Below are 19939 nucleotides of genomic sequence, written 5' to 3' on the forward strand. Positions count from 1 at the left end.
CTGAAACTTAGCATAGGATTTGCAGCAATTTCGCGCGACGGAGAAAAATCGGCTGGGAACGAGGATTCGATGCCAACGACATGGCCTGAAACGGGAAGCAAGGTAAGCGCGGGCGCATCTCCCGCCGAGACGATTCCCGATGCGCCAAACCGCAATATTGTCGACCGTCTGGCGCCCGAGAGCCTCAAGCCCTGGCTCCGGCTCATGCGGGCGGACCGGCCCATCGGAGTGTGGCTTCTGTTGTGGCCTTGCTGGTGGTCGGTGGCGCTGGCGGCCCGCTATCTCAACGACTTCCCCAATTTCGCTTCGACGCTTCCTTACCTCTGGCTGCTCGTGCTTTTTGCCATCGGCTCGTTCGTCATGCGAAGCGCGGGTTGCGTCTATAATGACATCCTCGACCGCGACATCGACGCGAAAGTGGCGCGAACGCAGAGCCGACCGCTGGCGAGCGGACGCATCTCCGTCAAGGCGGCGTTCGCCCTGATCCTGGCGCTCTGCCTCGTTGGCCTCGCCGTGCTGATCCAGTTCAATGTCTTCGCCATCGCGCTCGGTTTCGCGTCCGTCGGCATCGTGCTCATCTATCCCTTGATGAAGCGCGTCACCTTCTGGCCGCAAGCTGTGCTGGGCCTCGCCTTCTCGTGGGGCGCGCTCATGGGCTGGGCGGCCATCTTCGGCTCGCTCGGCGTTGCGCCGATCCTGCTTTACGCGGCGGCGGTGGCGTGGACCATCGGTTACGACACGATCTACGCGCATCAGGACAAGGAAGACGACGCCGTCATCGGGTTGAAATCAACGGCGCTGCGCTTCGGGAAAAACACGCCCGCGTGGCTCGCGCTCTTCTATGGCATCACCATCGTCGGCATCACGCTAGCGGGCGTTCTCGTCGGCGCGGGCTATGTCTTTTATGGAGGCATGGCGCTCGCGGCCGGGCACCTCATCTGGCAAATCACGACGCTCGATATGGACAACGGGCAGAATTGCCTCGACCGTTTCCGCAGCAATCACCTGTTCGGCGCGATCGTCTTTTTCGCGCTGATCCTCGACATGATCCCGATCCCGGTTTGACACACATGACGTATGACCTCGCACGGGATTTCGAACTGGTCCGTGAGACCGCGCGCGAGGCCGGTGAACTCGCGCTGTCCTATTGGGGCCGGGGCATCCGCGAGGAAACGAAGGCGGACGGAACGGCGGTCACGGAAGCCGACCGCGCTGTCGACGCGCTCTTCGCGGCGAGGCTTCGCGAGGCACGTCCCGATTACGGCTGGCTGTCCGAGGAGAGCGCCGAGCATGAGGCGCGGCTTTCGGCGCGGCGCGTTTTCGTTCTCGATCCAATAGACGGCACGCAGTCTTTCATCCACGCAAAGGATGACTGGACCGTCGCGCTATCGCTCGTCGAGGATGGCGAAGTCATTCTTTCCGCGGTGGTCAATCCCGTTCGCGGTGAATTCTACGAGGCTTACCGCGGCGGCGGCGCCTTCCTCAACGGCCGCCCGATCGCCGTCAGCACACGCGACACGCTTTCCGGCGCGACGCTCATCGTTTCGCCCTCGCATCTCAAAGGCAGCCGGTGGAAGCGCCCCTGGCCTGAGGTGCATCCTGTCCACATTTGCTCGATGACCTACCGCCTTTGCCTCGTTGCGAGCGGCGTCGGGGATGCGTCCTTCGCTCTGCCGCCGAAATGGGAATGGGACGTGGCACCCGGCTCGCTGCTTGTCGCGGAGGCAGGCGGCGTCGTTACGGACGCGAGCGGCGAGAGGTTCCGCTTCAACAACAAAAGCGCGAAGGTGCCTGGCTATCTCGCGGCCGGACCCCTCCTGCATCCCCTCCTCGCGGAACGCATGGGCGACGCACTTTAGTGCATCTGCCCAACGGATAAGCAGGGGGAGCCGAAGCTTAGGGCTTTCATGCTGCGATCCTTTGGGCTAACACCGTCCTTGCCTTCAGGACATACGTGCAGCGATTGATGACGTCAGCTTCCCCAAAGCCAGAGAAATTCCTCCGTCGAGTGCAGCAATCGGACCTGTTCATGGACAGGATCAGCGGGCTGGCGGCCGGTCATGTCCGCATGGTCCTTGCCACGTCCAAGGTCATCCGCGATCCCGTGGACACCGACGCGCGCCTTCTGAGCCACCATCCGTCCATCGTCGCGATGTGGCACGGCCAGTTTCTCTGCATGCCGCTGATAAAGCCGAAGACCATGCCGGTCAGCAACATGGTTGCCAAGCACGCGGACGGCGAAATGATCGGCCGGACGCTTCTGCATTTCGACATGGGGCTGATCCGCGGCGCGGGCGCTGGCGAATCCGGCAAGGATCGCGGCGGCGCGGGCGCGCTTCGGGCGGCGCTGAAGGCGCTGAAGGGCGGCACCACCGTCGCCATGACAACGGACATTCCGCCGGGGCCTGCGCGCGTCGCCGGGCTCGGAATTGTCACCATCGCGCGCATGTCCGGGCGGCCGATCCTCCCGACCGCCGTCGCGACGGGGCGGTTCCTCACTCTGCCGACGTGGAGCCGCATGACGATCAACCTGCCGTTCACCCGGCTTGCCATGGTCGTCGGCGATCCGATCCATGTGCCGCGCGATGCCGACGAAGCGGAGATGGAGCACTACCGCCAACTCGTGGAAGACGCGATGAACGCCGCCACGGTTCGCGCCTATGAACTCGCGGGCGGCAACGTGATCCGCACGCTGCCGGACGAAAAACGACCGCCGCGCAAGTCGGGCTTCCTGCTTTCTGTCTATCGCGGCGCGACATGGGCGGCCCGTCCCGCCGCCATGACCATCCTCAAGCGGCGTGCCGCGCGCGGCAAGGAAGTGCCGGAGCGGCTTGGTGAGCGCCTCGGCATCGCCTCCGCGCCGCGTCCCGAGGGCGCGCTTGCGTGGTTCCACGCGGCAAGCGTCGGTGAGACGAACTCCGTCCTTGCGCTCATGGACGAGCTGAAGCGCCGTAATCCGACACTGAATCTGCTCCTGACCACCATCACCGCGACCTCGGCCAAAATCGCGAAGGAGCGGCTCCCCGAAGGGGCGATCCATCAATTCGTGCCGCTCGACAATCCCGCCTTCTGCAAGCGCTTCGTCGAGCATTGGCACCCCGATCTCGGCCTCTTCGTCGAATCCGAAATCTGGCCGAACCTCATCGTCGAGGCGAGCGACGCGGGCGTTCCGCTCGCGCTCGTCAACGGGCGTATGTCGCAGCGTTCGACGCAACGATGGCGGCGGCTGTCGAGCCTGAGCCAGCCGGTCTTCTCGCGCTTCGACCTCGTGCTGACGCAGAACCGCCGGATCGCAAAGCGCCTCAAGAGCCTCGGCGCGCGCAAGATCGTCGTGACCGGCAATCTGAAATACGACGCACCGCCGCCGCCGGTCGATGCAAGAGCGCTGGACGATCTGCGCGGCGCCATCGGCGAGCGCCCGATGTTTCTCGCCGCGAGCACGCATCCGGGCGAGGACGAAATCGTGCTCCGCGCGGCGGAAATGCTGCGCGCGGCCGTCCCGTCGCTTCTGACCGTGATCGCGCCGCGCCACCCCGAACGCGGCGGAGACGTTGCGGCGCTTGCCGAGGCGCGCGGCGACACGGTCGCGCGGAGATCAGCGGGCGACGCGATCGCCGACACCACGCATATCTATGTCGCGGACACCATCGGCGAGCTTGGCCTGTTCTATACGCTCGCCGAGGCGGCCTTCATCGGCGGCTCGCTCGTCGAGCACGGCGGACAAAACCCGATCGAGGCCATCAAGCTCGGCGCGGCTATTCTTTCAGGGCCGCATACCTTCAACTTCACCGAAACCTACGAGACGCTTGGACGCTTCGAAGGTTTCCGCCTCGTCCACGATGCAGACGGAATCGCCGCCGCCGCGCGACAGATTTTCGAGCATGCCGAGGCGGCCGCGCACATGAAGCGCAACGCTGCCGCCGCGATTGCTACGCTCGGCGGCGCGCTGGAAAAGACGCTCGAAGCGCTCGCGCCGTGGCTTCCGGCCTCCGCGCCCGGCGAGGCGGCACCTCAACCCGAACTCCTTCCGCACGATGCGCCTTGAGCCACCGCGCTGGTGGTACGGCGGCGGAACCCCGCTCGCGGCCTGGGTGCTTTGGCCCGTGTCGGCCGTTTATGGCGCCATCGCCGAGCGCAGGTTTCGCAAGGCCGAACCTTATCGCAGCACCCTGCCCGTCATCTGCGTCGGCAATTTCACGATGGGCGGCGCGGGCAAGACGCCGGTCGCGCTGAAGCTCGCCGCTTTGCTACGGGGGATCGGTCGGCAACCCGCCTTCCTCACGCGCGGCTACGGCGGCTGCGAACGCGGCCCTTATCTGATCGACGGCGATGCGGACGGCGCACAGCGGGTCGGCGACGAGCCTCTGCTTCTGGTACGCGCCGCGCCAACCGTGTTGAGCCGGGACAGGCGAGCGGGGGCGCGGTTCATCGAGGGAATGGGCGCAGGCCCTAGCGAACCACTGGCGGAAGGCGCATCGGTCGCGCATGCGTCTTTGCCGACGGAGCATGACGGACCGGCCGCACTTGAAGCGGCGAATATCCATGAGGAGATCCTCGCGTCGATGCCACGAGCGGGCGCGCGCTCGGCGATACCGGCGCACGCCGCGCACGACAGCGCAGCGCCCGACATCATCATCATGGACGATGGCTTTCAGAACCCGTCGCTCGTCAAGGATTTCTGCCTCGTGGTGGTGGACGGCGGCGTTGGGATCGGCAACGCCCGCGTGTTCCCGATGGGACCGCTGCGCGCGCCGCTCGATGCACAACTGTCCCGCGCCGATGCGGTCGTCGTCCTCGGCGGCGCGGCCGTGTCAGCGTTTCCGGGCGAAGACGAGCTGAACCACGCCGGTGTGCCCGTCTTTCGCGCGGAGATCGTGCTGCTGATCGACGATGCGCTTCGGGGGCTGCCGGTGCTGGCCTTTTGCGGCATCGGCAGACCCGGCAAGTTCTTCGATACGCTGAGCGGCGCGGGCATCGTCGTGGCGGAGGCGCGGGCGTTCCCGGATCATCATCCCTTCACGGAGGCGGATGCGCGCGGGCTACTGGCGCGTGCGCGGGCTCTCGACGCACGTCTCGTCACAACCGAAAAAGACCGGGCGCGGCTGAGAGGCGGACCGGGCGCGCTGGCCGAACTCTACGAGGCCGCCGAGGCTCTGCCCATCGACGTGCGCTTCAAGGTGGAGGACGAAGCGGCTCTGCTGGCGGCCATCGCTCGCTCGACCCGGGCCGTGGCCTCCAAGCGTTAAGTTCCGCTATTACGATCCGCCACAGGCGAAGAGGCCCGCGCCGCTAAACCGAAAGATCGCCCCCTATTCCAGCGAACCGAACAGCGCCAGAGCCGCCTCGGCCGTTTTCTCGTCCAGCGGCTTCGGTTCCAGGTCCACGCCTTTCCCCAGCCTGTCGATCAGGATCTTGAACGCGGCGAGGCGGGCGTAATTCTTGTTGTTCGCCGGAACGAGGTACCATGGCGCATAGTCCGTCGAGGTCTTTTCGAGCATATCCTCGATAGCGTTCTCGTAGTCGGCGCGATGGTCGCGGTTGCGGAAATCTTCGTAGGTGAGCTTCCAGCGCTTGAGGGGATCGGTGAGCCGGTCCTTGAACCGCTTGAGCTGTTCCTCGGCGGAGATGTGCATGAACACCTTCGCAATGCGCGCCCCGTCATCGACGAGAAGTCGCTCGAACTCATTGATTTCGCGATAGGCCCGTTTCCACTCGGCCTTTTTCGCCAGACCCTCGACGCGCTCCACCAGCACGCGGCCATACCACGAACGGTCGAACACGACGATCTGGCCATGCTCGGGCAACCGCTTCCAGAAGCGCTGAAGATAGTGCTCCTTCTTCTCGTTCGGCGACGGTGCGGCAATCGGGTGCACCTTGAAGCTGCGGGGATCGAGCGTCCAGCCAAGACGGCGGATAACGCCGCCCTTCCCCGCCGTGTCCCAGCCTTCAAGCACGACCACGGCATGTTCGCGCGTGCCGAGATACGCCTGCTGAATCGATTGCATGGTCTTTTGCAGGGCGACGAGCTTGTGATTGTAATCCTTCTGATCGACGTGATGGCCGTCGCCAAGAGAGGCGAGCGATGGGTGCCCGCTCACGATGAATTTGTCTGCCTTCACGAACGAAATCTCCCAGGACGCCTCCCGCGATGATCCGGGAGCGCGCGTTAAGAATCGATGCAGGGGAACGCGCGGCTACAGCGCACGCCGGTCTTCGGGCAAAAGAGCCTAATACTGTTCGAATGCTTTGCGCAGACCATCAGCCCGTCTCGACCGGCTTCGGTGGCCGATTTCCGCGCACGGATGAGAACACGCGAAACAGGAGAAGCGCCGCCACCGCCGCCGCATAGGCGAGCGGCTCCAACGTCCACGATTTCAGCGACAGAAGGTAGTGCGCAATGGCGAGTACCGCCGCGAGGTAAACCCACCGATGCAGGCGCTGCCACGCCGCCCCACCCATGCGCTTGATCGCGCGCGCGTTGGAGGTCCACGCGAGCGGCACCAGGATCGCGAAGGTCACCATGCCGAGGGTGATGTAGGGGCGCTTCACGATATCGCCGAGGATCGCGGCCATGTCCGGCCCACGGTCGAGCACGACCCATGTCAGAAGGTGAGCGCAAGCGTAAAAAAACGTGAGCAGGCCCAGTGCGCGCCGGAACCGGACGAGGTTCGGCCCGCCGAGTCGGCGAAGCGGCGTCACCGCGAGGCTCGCGATCAGGAAGCGCAGCGCCCAAAGGCCGAGCATGTGTTCGAGCGTTTTCACCGGATCGGCGCCGAGTTGATCGCTCACCGCGAGCCAGAAAGTCCACACCCCCGGTAGCGCGCCGACCAGATAGACGGGCCAGCGCGGGAAAGTGCCGATGGCCCGCTGAGCGGCGCGCCTTGGCGATGCTTTCGGCTGTGTCATGGCCTGTTCCCTGCTTGCGACGCGGCGCGACGGCGTCCCGAGACGCCCGCGCGTGCTTGTTCAATGACATGGGCTGCGCGGAGGGCTTTTCGAAGCGGCGCATCGTTCACAGCGCCGCGAGGTGCGGCGATTTTACCGACGTGTCCGGCCAACCGCCTGCGAGGAGGATTAAGACCCTGTGAAATTATACTAAAAATTTACGCGAAGTCTCGATACTTGCCCGGAGTAGTTCCACTTGAGAGGGCGTTGAGTATGAGAGTTTTAGTGGCATGCGTGGTCTTCATGCTGGGCGCGGCAGGCGCTCAGGCGCAAGGCCGAAATCCTTACTACGGTGAGCCGACCGACTATCTGGGCACATGGAATAACGTCGAGATCCAGCGCAATCTGGTCGTGCGCATCGAAATCCGGCCCGAAAGTCCCCGAGGCGGCGTCTGCGTCACCGTTTTCGGGCTACGCGACGGCGAACCCGTCGTTTTCGGCGAATATCGCGGCCGCACCTTCCTTTCCAGCTCTCCGCGCGAGCGCGAACAGGACAATTCGGCGGTTCTCGTCCGCATCAACCAGCCTAGCCTTCGCGGCAATGTGTTGCTGCGCTTCAATGGGCGCGGCGAGATCGTGGCGCACTCCCTGCTCAACATTTCCGGCCGTGGCGACGTCTACAGCGTGGAACGGTTCGCGGCGGCCGATCGCGGCAGGCGCGACTACGATCCTCGCGACCGTCGTCCGTACGAGCGGCCCTACGGCTACTAAGAGAGAACGCAAAAAACCCCGTCGCTCACCGCGCCGGGGTTTTCTTATCTCAGTTCAGGCCCTTGAGGCCGTCCGAAAGCCCCGCCAGCGGGGCCGGAAAACCGACGCCTGAGTCCGGTGTTGGAAACACGATGAAGCTTGCCGTCTGGCCGCTCGTGAATTTTCCGATCAGCTGATCGTCCACGATCACCTCGGCGAGGCAACCGAACTTGCGGCATTTGAGAAACTTCACGTTGCCCACGTCCTTGCCATCCACGCGAAGGCCGAGACCGGCGGGAAGCACGACGTCGAGCGGGGCCACGATGCGCAGGATCTTCTTGTTCTGATCCTCGAAGGCCCGCATCAGAAGCACGGTCATGAACATGTTGGGCCGGTCTTCGAGCTTCAAATCCTGCACGAGCGCGCATTTTTCTTTCTTCGCGCCTGCGAGTTGCGCACATTTCAGCTTCCATGCGCCGTAGATGGCCTTCACCTGACCGGAGCCGATTTCCTGGGCTTGAGCCGCACCAAGCCCCGCAGCGCAAGCGCAGGCGGCGAAAAGGCACGCGGCGAGAAGTTTGGCCGTTCTTTGCATGGTGGCGGTCCGTGTCGAGAAAGCGCTGAGCGCGAGGATATAACCTTGCACTCGGCAAGAATTCAGGCCGAATTGAGACTGGAGCGCCAGCGCGTCGTCGATCTCGGGCTTGCTGTTCGCCGCCGAACGGTTCCGCGGCCGCCGTGGCGCGATGCGTCGGCACAACCTCCGGTTCGAGTGCGAATTTGCTGCGTCGGAGATGACACAGGCCAAAGTCCGTCCTATTGTGCTGAAAATCCGACAGCCTTTGCCCAAAGCGGTTCGCCGCTCGCGGAACAAGAAACGATATGATGTACGTCTCGACACGAGGGGCCGCGCCGAAAGCGGACTTCGAGGAAGCGCTTCTCGCCGGTCTCGCGCCCGATGGCGGGCTTTACATGCCGGAAACCTGGCCGCAGCTATCGTCCTTGCCGGCATCGCCCACAGGCGCCTACGCGGCGGCGGCGGCGCATGTGATGACGCCATACATGGGCGGCAACCCCGGCGAGGCGGAGCTTTTCGCGCTTGTGTCGGATGCCTACGAGCGCTTCGCCGATCCCGATACCGCGCCGCTCAAGACAATCGGGCTGGATCTCTATCTGCTTGAGCTGTTCCACGGACCGACGCTCGCCTTCAAGGACTTCGCGATGCAGGTTCTGTCGCGGCTGATGGAGCGCGCGCTGAAGCGGCGCGGTCAGCGCACGACGATTGTCGGCGCGACATCGGGCGATACGGGCGCGGCGGCGGTCGAGGCGTTTCGTGGCCGCGACGACATCGAGCTGTTCATTCTTTATCCGCATGGCCGCATCTCGGACGTGCAGCGCAAGCAGATGACGACGGCGACCGAGGACAACATCCACGCCATCGCCATCGAGGGCACGTTCGACGATACGCAGGCCATAGTGAAGGCGCTCTTTGGCGACGCGGAATTCCGCACGCGACACGCGCTTTCGGCGATCAATTCCATCAACTGGGCGCGCATCGTGGCCCAGACGGTCTATTACTATACGGCGGCGGCGAAGCTCGGCACGGCGTGTCACCCGAGCTTCTCGGTGCCCACCGGCAATTTCGGCGACATCTTCGCGGGCTTCGCGTCGTCGCTGATGGGCCTGTCCATGGGCCGCCTCGTCATCGCGACGAACGAGAACGACATCCTCGCTCGCACACTTGAGACGGGCCGCTACGAGCCCAAGGGCGTCGTGCCGACCGACAGCCCGAGCATGGACATCCAGATTTCGAGCAATTTCGAGCGGCTTCTGTTCGAGGAGAGCGGCCGCGATGCCGACCTCGTGAACCGCGCGATGGCCGATTTGAAGGCGAAAGGTCACTTCGACCTGCCGCCCGCTACGCTCGCCCGCATCCGCGAGCGCTTCACGGCGTGGCGCGTGACGCGCGATGAGGCCGCGGACGCGACCCGCGCGCTGTTCAATGAAACCGGCATGATTATCGATCCGCATACCGCCGTCGGCGTTGTTGCGGGCAAGCGCGAGCAGGAGCGCAGCGGCGGTTCGATGGTGGTGCTTTCGACGGCGCATCCCGCAAAGTTCCCGGAGGCCGTAACGCGCGCGACAGGCCGCGCGGCCGATATTCCCGAACGCCTCGTGGAGCGCCTTCAGGGTCGCGAGCGTTTACAGATTTTGCCGAACTCGGCCGCTGCGGTAGCGGACGTGATCGCCCGGCACGCAGCAAACAGGCCGCAAGCATGATCCGCAAAAAGTGGCTCGCGGTTGCGATCAGATCGTGCGTCGACACTACGCATGATCCGCAAAAGCGGACGCCGGTTTTGCGATAGGATCATGATTTACAAAAAGGCATGATCCGCAAACAGATTTCCGGGTTTGTTATCATGCTGACAAGATGCTGTTAGCGAGGGCGCGTCGCCATTCGAGGCGATCTCGCTTGAAGTCGTGAATTTTTGAGATTTGCCCGAGGTTCTGCCCATGACAGTCGAGACCAGCCAGCTAGCGAACGGAATGCGGATCGTCACCGATCGCATGCCGGGGCTCGAAACGGCGACGGTCGGCGTTTTCGTGACCGCTGGCGCGCGCTCCGAGACGGACAACGAGCACGGCGTCGCTCACTTCCTCGAACACATGGCCTTCAAGGGCACGCCGACGCGCTCGCCGATCGAAATCGCCGAGGAGATCGAGGGCGCGGGCGGCGCGCTGAACGCGGTCACATCGTCGGAAGCGACCAACTATTACGCGCGCGTGCTGAAAAGCGACGTGGAACTCGGGCTTAACCTCATCGGCGACCTGCTTCTCAACCCGTCCTTCTCGGACGAGGAGATGGACCGCGAGCGCGAGGTCATCCTTCAGGAAATCGCGGCGACGCAGGACAGCCCCGACGACATCGTGTTCGATCTGGCGCTCGACGAAGCCTATCCGAACCAGTCGCTCGGCCGGTCCATCCTCGGCACGGAACGCACCATCTCGCGCCATTCCGCCGCCGACCTGCGCCGCTTTCGCAACGAGAACTATTCGGCTTCGCGCATGATCCTGTCGGCTGCGGGCGCAGTCGATCACGACGCGATCCACAAGCTCGCCGAGAGCCTGTTCACGGGCCTCCCCGAGGAGGCGCCGCGCCCGATCAAGCGCGCGAAATTCGAAGGTGGACACGCCACCGTCGACAAGCGCTTCGAGCAATGCCACGTGATCTTCGCCTTCGAGGGCTTCCCGAATGGTCATGAAGACTCGTTCGCCGGACGCATCTTCGCCGGGATCGCGGGTGGCGGCATGGCCTCGCGGCTGTTTCAGGAGGTGCGCGAAAAGCGCGGCCTCTGCTACGACATCCACGCCTTCGATTGGGGCTATTCGGACAGCGGCATCATTGGCCTCCACGCGGCGACGAGCGCGCAGCAGTTGAAGGAACTCAGCGCGCTGTCGCTCGGCATTTTCGCTGACCTCGCCGAAAATGGGCCGACCGACCGGGAACTCGCCCGCGCAAAAGCGCAGATCAAGGCGGGGCTTTTCATGAGCCTCGAAAGCTGCGAGTCGCGCGCGGGCCAGATCGCCTGGGATTTGATGGTGTTCGGACGGACAATCTCGAACGAGGAACTTATCGAAAAGGTCGATAGCATAACCCGCGAGCACGTTCAGGCCGTCGGCCTCGGCTTCCGCGAACGGCCGGAAATTGTCTCAGCGGTGGTGGGCGGGCGCGGATCGGCGGCCGCTGCGGCCGACGCGGCCGAGGCCTTCCTCTCCGGCGAACTCGCCGCCTGAGGCCGCCATGATGCTCGGCGGGTCGCGCATGTTTTTCCCCGAGACAAGGCCCTATGTGGAGGGTGACGGCGTCTATCTGCGCGAACCGCAAATGTCCGACTACAAAGAGTGGGCGGCGCTCCGTGGAGAAAGCCGCTCTTTTTTGGAACCGTGGGAGCCCCGCTGGGCGAAGGACGAGCTTTCCCGCGAAACCTACCGCCGCCGCATCCGCTATTATTACCGCGATGCCCGGCAAGATGTCGGTTACGCCTTTTTTCTGTTCAGAAGCTCTGATAACGCCTTAATCGGCGGCTTGACGTTGAGCAATATTCGGCGCGGCGTAAGCCAAAGCTGTTCTCTCGGGTACTGGACCGGCGCTCCGCACGCCCGTCAGGGATACATGACCAAAGGAGTACAGTCGGTCATATGGTTCGTGTTCGACGTTTTGCGTCTTCATCGGCTCGAAGCGGCCTGCCTGCCGGAAAACAAGCCTTCGGCGGCTCTGCTGGTCCGTACGGGGTTTCAATATGAGGGCCTGGCCCGTCGATATCTCAAGATCAATGGCGTGTGGCAGGACCACTGGCTGTTCGCGCTCCTCAACGACGACCCGTTGCCGTAACTCCTTTTCAAATGAGGCGGATGCCGGTTCGCCAAGCGCAACCGCGCTCGCCGATCGGACTGATTCCCGTTCAATGCGCGCGGTACGCTGATGCGAGGTCGAATGCTGCTTTGCGCCGCCGAAACGGCCGCCTCCGTTCGACCTCGCCTCCGTGGGGTCGCGCGAATGGTGCTCTGCCTATGCGCCGCATGGACCGCCGCCGCGCTGATGTCTTCGTCGCCTGCATCAGCGGTGGAGCCCATCGTCGTCGGCTCCGCGCAGGAAAAGATCGACATCACCCTTCTCGGCGAGTTTTACGAGCGGCGCGGCGACAAGATCGCCGCCGAAACCGCAGCCAATGCCGACGGCATCGCGGGCCGCATGACCGTCTCCGCGAAAACGCCCGGCACCAATCCGAGCTGGATCGTCTTCGCGCTCTCGAACCCGACCGACAAGCCGGTGATGCGCTTCCTCAGCGCCCAGCGCTACGACATCGTCAATTCCGGCGTGTTCAAGCCTGACCTCGACGCGCCACGCATCACGAACGTTACGCCATCGCTCGGCTTCCGCCCGGAGCGGGTCGAGGATTACGACTTCCTCGACATCTACCGTCTTTCCATAGAACCCGGCACCACGGTGACATTCATCGTGGAACTCGCTTCGGCGTCGGTGCCGCGCCTCTACCTTTCGTCCGCGCAGAATTTCGGCAAGCGCCTGCGCGACGTCAATCTTCTGAACGGCATTCTGCTTGGCATCACGGGCCTACTCGCGCTGTTTTTCACCGTGATCTTCGCCGTCAATCACAAGTCGATCTTCCCGGCGGCGGCGCTGCTCGCCTGGTCGGCGCTAGCCTATCTTTGCGTGGACTTCGGCTTCTGGCACAAACTGTTCCAGCTATCCTCCGAAGATAACGGCACCTATCGAGCGATGACGGAGGCGTCGTTTGCGGCGAGTCTCGTCATCTTCCTCTACGCCTTTCTCAATCTCAGGCTGTGGCACTCGTGGATTTCCATGGCCTTCTTCGGCTGGATCGTAGCGCAGCTCGGCCTCATCTTCTTCGGGCTCGTGGACGCGCAGGCAACCATGAGCCTCGCGCGCCTGTCGCTGATCCCCATCTCGGTCATAGGAACGGCCGTCATCGTGTTCCTGGCGCTCAGGGGACAGGAACGCGCGCTTTCGCTGCTGCCAGTATGGATGCTGTTTCTCCTGTGGTTGTTCGCAGCCGCCGTCATCGTCACCGGCAAAATGTCCGGCGACGTGGCCGTGGTGGCGATCTCGGCGGGCCTCGTGGTGTTCGTCATGCTGATCGGCTTGACGGTGACGCAATACGCGTTCCAGAGCGCCGATCCCGGTGCGTCCGGGGAAGATCCAGGGCAGTTCAAGCTGCGCGTCATGGCGCTGGAGGCCTCCGGCGCGAGCGTCTGGGAGTGGGACGGGCGCCGCAATGAAATCAACGCCGGGCCGGAGGTCGAGAACGCGCTCGGCGTTCCTCCCGGCACGCTTCGCTGCTCGCAGGACGCCTGGCTTCAAAATCTCCACGCCTCCGACCGTGAACGCATGCGCCTCACGCTGTGGACACTACGCGAGCGGCAGGGCGGCGACATCAACCTCGAATTCCGCATGAAGCGGGCCGATGGCGGCTATCTCTGGTACGAGCTTCGCGCCGCCGTCACGCCGCAACGAACGACGCGCCAGCTCCGCGGCGTCGGCCTCCTGCGCAACGTCAACGCGCAGAAGCGAGCGCAGGAGCGGCTGCTCCACAACGCCATCCGCGACGGCCTCACCGGCCTGCCGAACCGTGAGCTTTTCCTCGACCGGCTGCAGTTCGCCGTCGCCCGCGCGCAACAGGAAAACCTGAAGCCGACTGTCTTCTTCGTCGACCTCGACGCGCTCAAGAACCAGAGCCGCTCGGCCGATTTTGCCACCAATGACGGCGTACTGCTGACCATCTCGCGGCGGCTCCAGCGATACATCTCGCAGCAGGACACGTTGGCTCGCGTCAGCGCGCTGCAATTCGCGATCCTTATCTCCGACGACACCGAGCCGCGCCATATCGCCATGCTGGCCGAGCGCGTGCGCCGCTCGCTTCGCACGCCGATGAAGGTCGGCGGCCGCGATCTGGTGCTCACCGGCAGTATCGGCATCGCCATGTATGACGGCACGCAGGAGCACGCGGAAGACCTGTTGCGCGAGGCCGAAAGCGCCATGTATCGCGCCAAGCGCGCAGGGCCCGACCGCATCGAGCTGTTCAAGCCCGAAATGCGCGGCGCCACCGACGAGCGCGCCATCGTGCAGGCCGATTTGAAGCACGCCATCGAGCGCCGTCAGATCCGCATCCTGTACCAGCCCATCATGCGCATCGCCGACGAGCGGCTGGCGGGCATGGAAGCGTTCGTCGTGTGGGAGCACCCCACGCTCGGCAAGCTTTCGCTGCCGGAATTCGAGGCGGCCGCCGAAGCTGCGGGGCTTTCGGGCGAGCTGTGGTCATACGTCTTCGAGCGCTGCATCCGCCAAGGCGCGCGCTGGCACCGCATCCTTCAGCGCGACGACCCGATTTACCTCTCGATCAACATGTCGAGCCAGCAGCTTTTCCACCACGATCTGGTGCAGAACCTGCGGCTCATCATCGGGCGTGAGACGCTGCCCAAGGGCGCGCTGCGGCTGGAAATCGCCGAGACGCTCATCAACGCGAACCCCGAGCAGGCGATCGAGATTCTCGACTGGCTGAAAAGCCTCAACGTCTCCATCGCGCTCGACGAGTTCGGCGTCAGCTTCTCGTCGCTGTCCTACTGGAACCGCCTCTCCATCGACGCGATCAAGATCGACCGCTCGCTCGTGACGCTCTCCGACAAGGACCGCTCAAGCGCCATGGTGCTGAAGGCGGTGCTGTCCATCGCGCACGAACTCGGCAAGGACGTCGTGGCGGTGGGCATCGACAGCGAGGAGGATCTCGCTTATGTCCGCGCGCTCGGCTGCGATTACGGTCAGGGCTTCTTCTACGCGGACCTCATGTCCGACAAGGACGTCGTCAACCTTCTGAACGCCATCGCGCGCTCGACCAAGCGCGACAACAGAGCCATCGAGAAGGAAGAGCGTCGCGCCGACCGCCGCGCGCAAAAGGGGCGCGAGGAGGAAAGCGAAAAGGCGTTGGTTCTCGCCGAAAGGGAAACGCTGACAGCGGGGGACGGCGCGCCGGAGGCGTCCGCCAAGCCGTCGCGAGCTATAGGCCGCCGTTTCCGTCGCGGTGACGCGAGCAGGACGCGGACAAAGGGCGAGGCGGCAGCGCCTAAACCGGAAGCCGCGACGCAAGCAGCAAGCCTTGTCCCAGGTCAACCGCCCCAGCCCGGTCAGGGCTTCGCCACCGACGCCCCCAAACCGCCGGGGCAGCCTTTCCCGCCGTTCAATAAGCGGTAGAGCTTTTCGCGGCTGCTCGGTCAGGCGTGCGTTGAATCGGACCCGATTTGACGCCGCGAAGGTCGACATCCAAGACTTACATCGTCGTGCCGAACGCTGTGTCAATAGCGAGAAGCCGTATCCGATGGTTCAAACGTCTTTTTTACGCCAACCGACACCCGCTTCGTTGGCACGCATAACCGCCAAGGCACTGCCGTCTATGGCGATGATAGCGCGGCGGCGGAACCTCAGAAATAGGTCTTCAGGTCCATGCCCGCGTAGAGAGACGCGACCTGCTCGCCATACCCGTTGAAGGGAAGCGTCGGGCGACGCGGCGCGAACAACCCGCCCTCGCCGATACGCCGCTCGGTCGCCTGGCTCCAGCGCGGATGATCCACCGCCGGGTTCACGTTGGAATAGAAGCCGTATTCACGCGGGTTCTGCATGTTCCACGAGGTCGGCGGCTGGCGCTCCACGAGGCTGACGCGCACGATCGACTTGATGCTCTTGAACCCGTATTTCCACGGCACGACGAGGCGCAGCGGCGCGCCGTTCTGGTTCGGCAGCGTTTCGCCGTAAAGGCCGACCGCGAGGATCGTCAGCGGATGCATCGCCTCGTCGAGGCGCAGGCCCTCGCGATAGGGCCAGTCGAGCGGCTGGAAAAACCCCCTCTGCCCCGGCATTTCGGACGGCCGCACCAGCGTTTCGAAGGCGACGAACTTCGCGGAGCCGAGCGGCTCGACTCGGGCGAGAAGCGCCGACAACGGGAAGCCGATCCACGGGATCACCATCGACCAGCCTTCGACGCAGCGCAGCCGGTAGATGCGCTCTTCAAGCGGCGCAAGCTTCAGGATGTCGTCCAGCGCGAGGGTCGCGGGCTTCGCGACGAGCCCGTCGATGGCGACGGACCAAGGGCTCGTCTTGAGCTTGCCGGCGTAGGAGGCGGGATCGCCCTTGTCCGTTCCGAACTCGTAGAAATTGTTGTAGGTGGTCACGTCCTTCTTCGGCGTCAGCGGCTCGGTCGTGCCGAACGGGCCTTTGTCGAAGGCGAGCGGCTCCGCGTTCGAGGGCGACGGTAGGCCCAGCGCCAGCGACGCAATCGCCCCGCCGATGAACTCGCGGCGACGCAAATACAGCGCGCGCGGCGTGATCTCGGAGGAAGGGATGGGCGGCCCCAGCGCGTCGCGCGTTCCGACAGCCGCGCTCTGGCGCACGGATTTCTTGCCGCGATCCGGGTCGCATGCGGGTTGATCTGCGCGTTTGTCCGACATGACACCTCGCTTCCGATCCGCATGTGGGCGTCGCTTTGGGAAAGCGCCACCGGGTGTCCATCACAAGGCGGAGAGGCGGCGCTCCTCGCTCGCCCTCTCAGCCCGGCAGCGCCGCCGGGTGAGGCCGTCGCGCGAGGCCGTAGAGATAGACGATCAGCCCGCACCAGATGATCGCGAAGCCGGCGAGTTTCGCCTCCGTCAGCAACTCGCCGAACACGAAGACGCCGATCAGGAATTGCAGCGTCGGCGCGAGATATTGCAGCATGCCGATGGTGGAGAGCGGAACGCGCTTCGCGGCGAGCGCGAAGGTGATGAGCGGCACGACGGTCACCATACCGGAGCCCGCGAGCAGGAGGTCGAGCGATACGGGGCCGTGCAGCATCGCAAGTTCGCCGCGCATGCCCATGATCCACAGCAGCACTGCGGCCGGAAGCGCAAGGATCGCCGTTTCGAGGAACAGCCCTTCGGCTGCCGGAAGGGGCGCGGTCTTCTTGATGAGACCGTAAAATCCGAAGGATAGCGCCAGCGTGAAGGCGATCCACGGCACGCTCTGCGCGCCAAGGCACAGATAGGTCACGCCCGCCGCCGCCGTCAGCACACCCGCCGCCTGCACCGACGAAAGCCGCTCCCCGAGTGCAATGCGCCCGATAATCACATTGACGATAGGCAAGATGAAATAGCCGAGGCTCGCCTCCACGGTTCGGTTGGTCGTCACCGCGAGGATATAGACGCCCCAGTTTATCGATATGAGAACCGCCGCGAGCGCATAGAGACCGACAAGCCGCAAGTCTAGGCGGCGCATCAGCGCTCGCAGGTGCCCCGACAGCAAAAGCCATGCGAGGAGGAAGACGAGCGACCACAGGATCCGCTGGGCGAGAATCTCAAGCGCCGAAGCCGGTTTGAGGAGCGCGAGATAAAGCGGAAGCAGCCCCCAGATGAAATAGGTCGCCAGCGCGAACCCGAGCCCGTGCATATCCACTGCCCTTCCCTCCCGGAGCGCCGCGCATCCTGATGAGCATCCGCTTGACGCCTCAAACCCCCCAAAGAAGGCTCACGATGAACCTCCCCGCGATGAACAGCAGGAAGGACATGAACGTGATTTCGAGCGTCCGCCGCGAAAGCCGATGCGCTACCTTCGCGCCGAGCGGTGCCGCGAGTACGCTCACCGGGCCGAGCACGATGAAGCCGAGAAGGCTGACATAGCCCGCCGACAGAGGCGGCAGCGCGGCGACGTTCCAGCCTTCCACGATATAGCCGATGGTTGCCGGGATCGCGATGATCGGCCCGAAGCCCGACGCGGTGCCGACCGCCTGGTGGATCGGCCAGCCAAGGAACTTCATGTAAGCCGTGACATAGGCCCCGCCGCCGATGCCGATGAGCGTGGAAATCAGGCCGATGCCGAAACCTGCGACGAGGTTCCACGGCGCGGGCGGAAGCGCCGCGTCAGGGTTTGGCTCACTTTTGCCGAAGGCGAGTCGCGAGGCGATGAAGATGCACGACGCCGCGAACACGGCCTTGAGGAAGCTCGACGGCGCGCGCGACGCGATGAACACGCCGAGCACCGCGCCTGCCACAACCCACGGCCCGAGCCGCCGGATTACCTCCATCACCACCGCGCCGTGCTTGTTATGCGACCTTACCGAATTGATCGCGGTGGGGATGATGATGGCGAGCGATGTCGCCACGCAGACGCGCATGATGATGCTCTCGTCCACGCCGACCAACCGGAACAGCTCGTAGAGCACAGGGACGCTCACCGCGCCGCCGCCGATGCCGAGAAGGCCCGCGAGAAAGCCGGTGATGATGCCGCCGATAAGGAGCGCGATGGACAATTCCGCGATCTGATACCATGGCAGATGTTGAACGAGGTCGAGCATGGCGGGACATGAAATGAAGAGTTGAAAGGCGAGCGGAGACTACAGTTTTGCCGCGTGCATGCAATTATTATTATTTTCGGCCATTATTGTATGCATTTTCGTGCTTATCGCATGCATTTTATCACAAGGCTTCCGCCGGACGACGAACCGGTGCCCGATTTTGGTAGCTCGTCACGGCTTTGGTCGCGTACGGACATGCCGACAACGTATCGGCTAATCGAATTTCTAACACCGCGACCTTGCCCAGCGCATAGGGCCGGGGCGGTTTACGCGGCGATTGAAGGATTTCGCGCGTGCGACTCAAGCTTCACCGGCTGGTCACGCCGCGAGCGACGGCGCCTCTTCCACCCGCCGCGCCGCCTCGATAGCGGCGTGTATGATGTCCAACCCCGCGCCCGGCTTGACGCTTTCCTCGGTCAGCAGACGCCGGAAAGGCCGCGCGCCCGGCCTGCCGTTTACGAGCCCGAGCATATGGCGCGCGATGGCGGAAAGCCGCGTGCCGCGCTCAAGCTCGCGTTCGATGTAGGGTAGCATGCGCTCCAGAGCCTCGTGCGGCCGGAGCGGCGCAGCCGTCTCGCCATAAAGCGCGGCATCCACTTCGAGCAGCAACGCCGGGTTTTTGTACGCTGCGCGGCCGAGCATCACGCCGTCCACCATTTCGAGATGCTTCGCACTCTGTGCGATCGTCTCGATGCCGCCGTTGATGATGATCGTCAGTTCGGGGAACGCGGCCTTGAGACGATAGACGCGCTCGTAATCGAGCGGCGGCACGTCGCGGTTCTCGCGGGGCGATAGGCCCTTGAGCCACGCCTTGCGCGCATGAACGATGAAGATCTCGCAGCCCGACGCCGCCACCGTCTCGATGAAGCGCGTGAGGTCGGCCTCGCTGTCCTGCTCGTCGATGCCGATGCGGTTCTTCACGGTAACGGGGATCTGGCCGCCGACGGCGCTTTTTATCGCCGCCACGCACGACGCGACAAGCTCTGGCTCCGCCATCAGGCAAGCGCCGAACCGGCCCGATTGAACGCGGTCCGACGGGCAGCCGCAATTGAGGTTGATCTCGTCATAGCCGAAACCCGCGCCAATTTCGGCCGCGCGCGCGAGTTCGACCGGGTCCGAGCCGCCGAGTTGCAGCGCGACAGGATGCTCTGATGCGTCGAAGCCGAGAAGCCGCTCGCGGTCGCCGAACATGATGGCGCCGGACGTGACCATCTCGGTATAGAGTCGCGCGCGACGCGACAGTTGACGATGGAAGAAACGGCAATGCCGGTCCGTCCAATCCATCATGGGTGCTACGCAGAAGCGCCAATCGGCCCCTTCTGAGGATTTTTCCTTATTTAGCAGTAGCATATATTCGAAACCGATCTTCTTCGTTGCGCCCGTTCTTGTCT

The 19939-nt window shown here is 64.1% G+C and carries 16 protein-coding genes; 9 read left to right on the top strand and 7 right to left on the bottom strand.

Features of this window, described 5'->3' with window-relative positions; translation table 11 throughout:
- The first annotated feature begins 69 nt into the window (after positions 1-69).
- From ubiA to lpxK, 4 genes are all read left to right on the top strand, one after another.
- On the top strand, positions 70-1065 hold the full coding sequence (gene ubiA / locus RVAN_RS08720) for a 4-hydroxybenzoate octaprenyltransferase (RefSeq protein WP_013419376.1): 996 nt from the start codon (positions 70-72) through the stop codon (positions 1063-1065).
- A gap of 5 nt (positions 1066-1070) precedes the next feature.
- Positions 1071-1859 carry a 3'(2'),5'-bisphosphate nucleotidase CysQ gene (locus RVAN_RS08725; RefSeq protein WP_013419377.1) on the top strand — a complete coding sequence of 263 codons (789 nt, stop codon included), beginning with the start codon at positions 1071-1073 and terminating at the stop codon, positions 1857-1859.
- A 170-nt stretch (positions 1860-2029) separates the two neighbouring features.
- The gene (locus RVAN_RS18915; protein ID WP_174261948.1) at positions 2030-4045 is read left to right on the top strand and encodes a glycosyltransferase N-terminal domain-containing protein; all 2016 of its coding nucleotides are present in this window, start codon (positions 2030-2032) and stop codon (positions 4043-4045) included.
- Positions 4035-5246 (top strand): tetraacyldisaccharide 4'-kinase, encoded by a 1212-nt coding sequence (lpxK, locus tag RVAN_RS08735; RefSeq protein WP_013419379.1) that lies wholly within the window; start codon positions 4035-4037, stop codon positions 5244-5246. Before RVAN_RS18915 ends, lpxK begins: the two co-directional genes overlap by 11 nt.
- A gap of 63 nt (positions 5247-5309) precedes the next feature.
- Here lpxK and RVAN_RS08740 read toward each other — a convergent pair whose 3' ends face one another.
- Positions 5310-6119, bottom strand: a complete 810-nt coding sequence (locus tag RVAN_RS08740) for a polyphosphate kinase 2 family protein (RefSeq protein ID WP_013419380.1) — start codon at positions 6117-6119, stop codon at positions 5310-5312.
- Between the two features lie 139 nt (positions 6120-6258).
- Entirely contained in the window at positions 6259-6906 is a 648-nt protein-coding gene (gene msrQ, locus RVAN_RS08745; protein WP_013419381.1) for a protein-methionine-sulfoxide reductase heme-binding subunit MsrQ, read from the bottom strand.
- 252 nt (positions 6907-7158) lie between these two features.
- Between msrQ and RVAN_RS08750 the strand changes: the two genes are divergently transcribed.
- Entirely contained in the window at positions 7159-7656 is a 498-nt protein-coding gene (locus tag RVAN_RS08750) for a hypothetical protein (protein ID WP_013419382.1), read from the top strand.
- A 49-nt stretch (positions 7657-7705) separates the two neighbouring features.
- On the opposite strand, the gene RVAN_RS08755 is transcribed toward RVAN_RS08750, so the two are convergent.
- Positions 7706-8230 (bottom strand): invasion associated locus B family protein, encoded by a 525-nt coding sequence (locus tag RVAN_RS08755; protein WP_013419383.1) that lies wholly within the window; start codon positions 8228-8230, stop codon positions 7706-7708.
- A 287-nt stretch (positions 8231-8517) separates the two neighbouring features.
- On the opposite strand from RVAN_RS08755, the gene thrC reads away from it, so the two are divergent.
- From thrC to RVAN_RS08775, 4 genes are all read left to right on the top strand, one after another.
- Positions 8518-9915 carry a threonine synthase gene (gene thrC / locus RVAN_RS08760; protein ID WP_013419384.1) on the top strand — a complete coding sequence of 466 codons (1398 nt, stop codon included), beginning with the start codon at positions 8518-8520 and terminating at the stop codon, positions 9913-9915.
- Positions 9916-10149: 234 nt separating this feature from the next.
- Positions 10150-11430 carry a M16 family metallopeptidase gene (locus RVAN_RS08765; RefSeq protein WP_013419385.1) on the top strand — a complete coding sequence of 427 codons (1281 nt, stop codon included), beginning with the start codon at positions 10150-10152 and terminating at the stop codon, positions 11428-11430.
- A 7-nt stretch (positions 11431-11437) separates the two neighbouring features.
- A complete protein-coding gene (locus tag RVAN_RS08770) occupies positions 11438-12028 on the top strand; it encodes a GNAT family N-acetyltransferase (RefSeq protein ID WP_013419386.1) in 591 nt (196 codons plus the stop codon).
- A 165-nt stretch (positions 12029-12193) separates the two neighbouring features.
- Positions 12194-15421: a sensor domain-containing phosphodiesterase gene (locus RVAN_RS08775; RefSeq protein ID WP_049779297.1), complete on the top strand. Its 3228-nt coding sequence runs from the start codon at positions 12194-12196 to the stop codon at positions 15419-15421.
- A gap of 227 nt (positions 15422-15648) precedes the next feature.
- Here RVAN_RS08775 and msrP read toward each other — a convergent pair whose 3' ends face one another.
- The 4 genes from msrP to dusA all read right to left on the bottom strand — a co-directional run bounded on the left by msrP (position 15649) and on the right by dusA (position 19898).
- On the bottom strand, positions 15649-16671 hold the full coding sequence (gene msrP / locus RVAN_RS08780) for a protein-methionine-sulfoxide reductase catalytic subunit MsrP (protein WP_013419388.1): 1023 nt from the start codon (positions 16669-16671) through the stop codon (positions 15649-15651).
- A gap of 97 nt (positions 16672-16768) precedes the next feature.
- Positions 16769-17644: an EamA family transporter RarD gene (rarD, locus tag RVAN_RS08785; protein ID WP_041787386.1), complete on the bottom strand. Its 876-nt coding sequence runs from the start codon at positions 17642-17644 to the stop codon at positions 16769-16771.
- Positions 17645-17702: 58 nt separating this feature from the next.
- Entirely contained in the window at positions 17703-18548 is an 846-nt protein-coding gene (locus tag RVAN_RS08790) for a sulfite exporter TauE/SafE family protein (protein ID WP_013419390.1), read from the bottom strand.
- A gap of 318 nt (positions 18549-18866) precedes the next feature.
- Positions 18867-19898: a tRNA dihydrouridine(20/20a) synthase DusA gene (dusA, locus tag RVAN_RS08795; RefSeq protein ID WP_013419391.1), complete on the bottom strand. Its 1032-nt coding sequence runs from the start codon at positions 19896-19898 to the stop codon at positions 18867-18869.
- Positions 19899-19939 lie beyond the last annotated feature (41 nt).

Source organism: Rhodomicrobium vannielii ATCC 17100 (genome assembly GCF_000166055.1).
Taxonomy (GTDB): Bacteria; Pseudomonadota; Alphaproteobacteria; order Rhizobiales; family Rhodomicrobiaceae; genus Rhodomicrobium; species Rhodomicrobium vannielii.